Annotated in this window: 6 protein-coding genes; 5 read left to right on the forward strand and 1 reads right to left on the reverse strand. The window is 45.0% G+C overall.

Annotation, left to right across the window (positions count from 1 at the left end; genetic code table 11):
• Window positions 1–249 precede the first annotated feature (249 nt).
• The 5 genes from H6F68_RS29805 to H6F68_RS15760 all read left to right on the forward strand — a co-directional run bounded on the left by H6F68_RS29805 (window position 250) and on the right by H6F68_RS15760 (window position 5,233).
• Window positions 250–567, forward strand: a complete 318-nt coding sequence (locus H6F68_RS29805; RefSeq protein ID WP_199300119.1) for a recombinase family protein — start codon at window positions 250–252, stop codon at window positions 565–567.
• Window positions 459–689, forward strand: a complete 231-nt coding sequence (locus H6F68_RS29405) for a recombinase family protein (RefSeq protein ID WP_313930144.1) — start codon at window positions 459–461, stop codon at window positions 687–689. Before H6F68_RS29805 ends, H6F68_RS29405 begins: the two co-directional genes overlap by 109 nt.
• Before the next feature lie 217 nt (window positions 690–906).
• Window positions 907–1,089 (forward strand): CopG family transcriptional regulator, encoded by a 183-nt coding sequence (locus tag H6F68_RS15750; protein ID WP_190560399.1) that lies wholly within the window; start codon window positions 907–909, stop codon window positions 1,087–1,089.
• Between the two features lie 47 nt (window positions 1,090–1,136).
• Window positions 1,137–1,466, forward strand: coding sequence for a CU044_2847 family protein (locus H6F68_RS15755; protein ID WP_190560401.1), 330 nt, complete (start codon window positions 1,137–1,139; stop codon window positions 1,464–1,466).
• Window positions 1,467–1,522: 56 nt separating this feature from the next.
• A complete protein-coding gene (locus tag H6F68_RS15760) occupies window positions 1,523–5,233 on the forward strand; it encodes a HEAT repeat domain-containing protein (protein WP_190560403.1) in 3,711 nt (1,236 codons plus the stop codon).
• Window positions 5,234–5,287: 54 nt separating this feature from the next.
• Here the strand turns inward: H6F68_RS15760 and H6F68_RS15765 are convergent, their stop codons facing one another.
• A complete protein-coding gene (locus H6F68_RS15765; RefSeq protein ID WP_190560405.1) occupies window positions 5,288–5,695 on the reverse strand; it encodes a hypothetical protein in 408 nt (135 codons plus the stop codon).
• Window positions 5,696–5,757 lie beyond the last annotated feature (62 nt).

Consider the following 5,757-nt stretch of genomic DNA (forward strand, 5'->3'; position numbering starts at 1 on the left):
ATGCCATTGAGATACATTTTGATGCACAGTTGCTTGATGTCATCGGAGTAAGCCCAAGGACGGTAAGACTCGAGAAATTGGCGACCACACTGCTTGCACTGATAGCACTGTCTTCCGCGACGGTGACCGTTTTTAGCCGTGTGAGTGGAGTGACATTGAGGACATTTCATACCTTCATTGTGCCAAAGCCAGCATTACCCTTTCAGCAACGCCCAGGCAAAAAAGGCTGACAGCAAGCGTGTACTCTATTTGTCATCCTGCTCCCCCGCGATCGCTTGCTACCTTCGGGTCTCTTCTCGCACTCAGAAAACTGATAGCCAGAAAACAGAAATTGAGCAATGGCTCCTGCGTCATGGATACGACCCATCCACTGTGCAGGGATTTGAAGACAAAGAGACAGGTAAAACCCTTAAGCGCCCTTCTTTTGACCATCTACAATTGCCATTTTCGAAGGCAGAATCAAAACAGTTCTTGTTTGGAAACTCGATCGCATCTCACATCGGCCCAAGGATGGCATCAATACGTTGGCAAGCCGGTGTGAGCAAGGAGTGCAAGTCGTATCGGTAACTCAACAGATTGACCTGAACGGGGCGATCGGTAGCATGTTGGCAAGTGTTATGGTTGAGCTCGCTGAGATTGAGTCAGAGTACTGTCGAGAACGGCAAACAGCCGAAATCAGAGTAGCCTGACAGTGGAGCGTTTACCAGGGGCGGCAGCTAGAAACGACCAAAGCGAAACCTCAGAGAGCCAAAGAGGTGCTCGATCACGGCCTCACGGTGCCAGAGATTGCCAACGCGTTAAACATTAACGAACGAGCTGTGTTTCGTTACCTTGCAAGTTTCGCTTCAGTCGATGAGCAGGGCTAGAATCTGAGCAGTTATTGTGTAACTCATAACTCGTTACTCTATGCCCAAGGTAGGTAAAAGTAATCCAGAACATCTCAATGTTAGGGTTCCGACTGCCGAGATGCAGATCTTGCGGCAGTACTGCGAAGACGCCCACCGTACCCAGTCGGATGTGATTCGCGAATTTATTCGTAGCCTTAGATCAGTAGCATCCCATCAAAACACTGATGTCGAACAGCGCTAAAAGGCAATTGCTTACCCCACTCTCATGACAAGAAGGAAATAAATCAGATGGCATTTTCAGAATCTCGCAGTGATACCGTCCCAGTGCAACTTCCGAATGGTTCGCTAGTTAAGGTTGAGGTGGCACAAGGTGGGCGGGAAGATGTGGGATTTGATGTGAAGTCTTTCAAAGGAGTAACAGATGCAATTGAGGGAGTTGCAGAAGCGATTACGGCATCCCTGCAAAAGGTATCTCCTAGCAAAGCCAGTGTCAAATTCGGCCTCGAAATTCAGGTTGAACAGGGTAGCTTAATTGCCGCCATTGTTAGAGGCACTGGCAAAACCAATCTAGAAGTGACGCTGGAATGGGAGCAGCCCAAGAAATCCGAGAAATCTTGAGGGAGGTTACTTTGTGGAGCACACTGGGCAATCGCCGCCATCTATAAAAACCAGCTATGAATCAACTAGAAGATCTGCTGCAACAATGCACGGTGAAGCTTACAATTCCTGGTCGGGGGGGCTGGGGTACAGGTTTCTTCGTGGCTCCCGGATGGATGCTTACCTGTGCTCATGTGGTGCAGGAGGCAAAGGTTGAACCTGTTCAGGTGTGGCAGCAACAGGAGAACTGGGCACAAGCGATCGTAGAAAAAGTACTACCTGACCCTTATGATCTGGCACTGTTACGAGTGGTAATACCAGACGAGGTTAATCCGACCTGCGTATATTTGGACGAGGAAGTTAAATCCCGCGATCCGCTCTATCTATTTGGCTATCCTGATGAAGGCGATCGTCAAGGAGAACCACGGACGTTTAACTGTGACGGTATCACAGGGAGTGGAATTGCCTCAATTTTGTTTAACTTGGGGCAAGTTCGACCAGGGATGAGTGGGTCTCCATTGCTGAATCAGCGAACAGGTAAGGTCTGTGGCATTGTCAAATTCACCCGCGATCGCTCTACTGATTTAGGTGGTGGTGCGATCCCCTCTCGTGTAATTCTTGAGCAATTTCCACAATTGCGAGAACGCCAGCATCAGTTTCATCAGAGCGATCGCCGTTGGACTGACCTATTGCCCCTACAAATGGGTCCAGGCAGGACATTAGATGCGAAGACCGTTGAACCCTATTTGCGATCGCTCATCAATGACAAGAGGTATCAGCAAAAATGGGGGTTTTATACGCCAACAGATGCGATCGGCAAACTTCAGGCTCCGGAAATAGCTTCTGAACTAAACATTGGGCTGATGGCGCAGTTGATGCAATCCAAACAGGTTGAGAATAACCAGAATTTGAAGCAGCGAGAGCAAGAGAACATAGAACAGTTACCTGTTGTGGAAGGTATTCGCAGATATGCCGCAGAACACGTTCTACTCATGGGGCGACCGGGATCGGGGAAATCTACAGCACTCTTACGGTTGCTGATCGATGAAGCGAAGAAGGCTTTGAATGATACATCTGCCAAGATTCCGGTTTTAGTGGAGTTGAGGTATTTGGATGCTGAGCGACCTTCACTGATTGAGCGAATCAGTGCATTTTTGCATAGTCATAATCTCTCTCTGGGGGAAACCACCCTCACAACTGCATTAATAGAAGGGCGATTTTTGCTGCTATTTGATGGTGTGAATGAGTTGCCATCAGAAGTAGCTCGACGAAGCGTAGCGCGATTTCGCCAGGACTATACCAAAACACCAATGATTTTTACGACGCGAGATGTAGCAATTGGTGGGGATGTAGGTCTTGAAAGGAAGCTAGAGATGCAACCTCTGGATGAAACACAAATGAGACAGTTTGTGCAAGCTTATTTACCAGATCAATGGGAGGCAATGTTGCAGCAGCTGCAGGGGCGACTTCGGGAAATTGGGCAAACCCCGTTGCTGATGTGGATGCTCTGTGACGTATTTAAGGGGCTAAAACAACTACCCTCTAGCTTAGGATTGCTGTTTCGTTGGTTCGTTGGTGAATATGACAAGCTGAAGCAGGATGTACCTACCTCTGAGGGATTACGCTATTGGCAATCAGAGCTGTTGCAACACTTAGCGTTTACAATGATGCAGTCGGAAGAACCGACTGAGTTACGAGTAACAATTTCACAACAAGAAGCTGAAACCGTGCTGGCAGAATTCTTGAACGGTAAGGTGAATTACCCAGCACAACGAGCCAAGGAATGGTTGGAAGACTTACTAGAGCATCATCTGCTTCAAAGCCCTAGTCCAAAACAACTTGAGTTTCACCATCAACTGCTGCAGGAGTATTACGCTGCGGAGGCACTGCTGCATCGCCTACCGCGCTTGAGCAGTAAACAATTACAGCAGAAGTATCTGAACTATCTGAAGTGGACAGAACCAGCAGCATTAATGCTTTCATTAATAAATGAACAAGTAGAAGCAGAGCGTGTAGTAAAGATAGCTTTAGACACAGATCTAAAGTTGGGAGCGAGGTTGGCAAAGGCAGCAAACCATCAATTACGACCAAGAACATTAGCTTTAATTAATAATTTAAAGGTTTCTCTATGGCTTAAAGCTCAACTTTTAAGCCTAGCTAGTTTGGAATATTCGGCTCTTTCTTTGGAATATAAACTTGCAAATCGTGCTGAATCATCACACAGATCTATTACTAACCTGGAAACAATTGTTAGTAATATTAATTTTATAGATATAGTCAAAAATCTAAGTAATGAGAATGATAGAGAGCGCTGGGACGCTGCAGGCCAACTTGAAGCTTTTATTTATTATTTTGTTACAATAATAAAAATTTTAACTCAAACATCTCCTGAATTATTTCAAAGCGTTGATGATGCCTTAGAGAAAATTGAAAAATCTGAATTAGTTTTTGATTTAATAGAAGCTTTGAAGGCAAAAGACTTTTGGGTCCGTAGTATTTCGGCTGAAAGTCTGGGAAAACTCGGTAGTAACAAGGCTGTTAGTCCATTGCTTGTAAATCTAAAGGATAGAAATTCATATGTCCGTAAAACAGTAGCAGATGCCCTAGGAAAAATTGGAAGTAAAAAGGCTATAGACGGACTATTGTATGCATTAAATGATCAGGAACCTATGGTTAGAGCATCAGCAGCAAATGCTCTGGGGAAAATTGGTGGTCAGGAGACTGTTAACAAATTAGATAAACTTCTTGCGAATGAAGATTCATGGATACGTATGAGAGCTACTGATGCTTTAGGAAGAACTGGCGCAACAATTTCAATTTCACCGTTAATTAAAGCATTAAATGATAAAGATATTGATGTTCGTAGGCTTGCTGCTACTTCATTAGGAAAAATTGGCACAAAGGCAGCTATACAACCATTAATTCAGGCTTTAGCTGACCAAGATTTTAGTGTTCGTCGCTCTGCTGTTGATGCTTTAGGAGAATTTAGAACTGAAGAAGTAATTGATTCATTACTTAACACTTTAAAGTACGATAAAAATAGCTTCGTTATTGAAAGAATAGTTCAAGTTTTGCAAGAAAATTTGAATCAAGAAAATTTCGTTGAAAAAATACTTCTATTTAAAGAAAAAGAGTTAACTTTTCAGGGTGTTAATACTAATATTCTAAACCGTCTTCAATACGAAATAGAAGACATAGAATTGATAGAAATTAGGAATAAACTCTCGAATTGGGATAATGAGGATGTAGAAGATTTTGAGTTCTTCGGAGGTGTAGATGAACAGCTGACAATTCTCCAAGACAAAAGCCTTAAGTTCCGTGCGATAGTTGCAGAATCACTAGGAAGGATAGGAGGTGAAACAGCTGTAGCGGGACTGCTGGAAGCTCTCCAAGACAACGATTATAATGTCTATTGGGCAGCTGCGGAAGCATTAGGAAGGATTGGAAGTGAAACAGCTGTAGCGGGACTGCTGGAAGCTCTCCAAGACAAAAGCTTTGAGGTTCGTTGGGCAGTTACAAAAGCGTTAGGAAGGATAGGAGGTGAAACGGCTGTAGCGGGACTGCTAGAAGCTTCCCAAGACAAAAGCTTTGAGGTCCGTTGGGCAGCTGCGGAAGCATTAGGAAGGATTGGTGACTACACCCTGATTTCGCAACTATGGCAACTCTGTTCAGCAGGCAAGGTTGAGCTTTTAAGCTCAATCGCCGCTATCCAAAACCGCTGCAAGTTCTACAATCACGAAATTGCTCAAGCCTGCTGCTCTCATCTTGATGAGGGAGTTTGCCCTTAAAGCTTGGGAAAGTTGGAGCGATCGTTACAAAAAAATGATCGCCCTCATGCTTTGCTACATCCGAAACGATCGCATGCATCTTGGCGCAGTATCGCTCCATAGGAATCGAGATGCTCGGGATTGCTGCGCCGCATAAGCTTCCCACCCTTGCCGATAGTGAGGACTACGATCGCCAGGACAATGCAGGAGTTGACGCTCTCGGTAAGTATCCCAATAATCCAGATAACCGTCGATATAATCCTTCTCGGCATCTGAGCCTTTCGGATGGGGTGTACTCACCTGTGCCCGGCGCTCGTCTTTAGCCTGCTCTGCTTCTATATATGCAACCAAACAATATATCCGTAATCGAAGCAAGCGAATTTTTAGATTGAAGGTATCCATAAGTGCTTGTGGGTAGTAGAGGGTTGTCATGATGTGAGCGCTTTGAAACAAAAAGGTGCTCAGCTTGGGCAATGAATTCATGACGAAAGGGCTAAAAGCATAAGAGCCCGCTAGTCATGGACCAGCAGGCTCTTGGATGGATA

The sequence above is a fragment of the Trichocoleus sp. FACHB-262 genome (assembly GCF_014696035.1).
Classification (GTDB): domain Bacteria; phylum Cyanobacteriota; class Cyanobacteriia; order FACHB-46; family FACHB-46; genus Trichocoleus.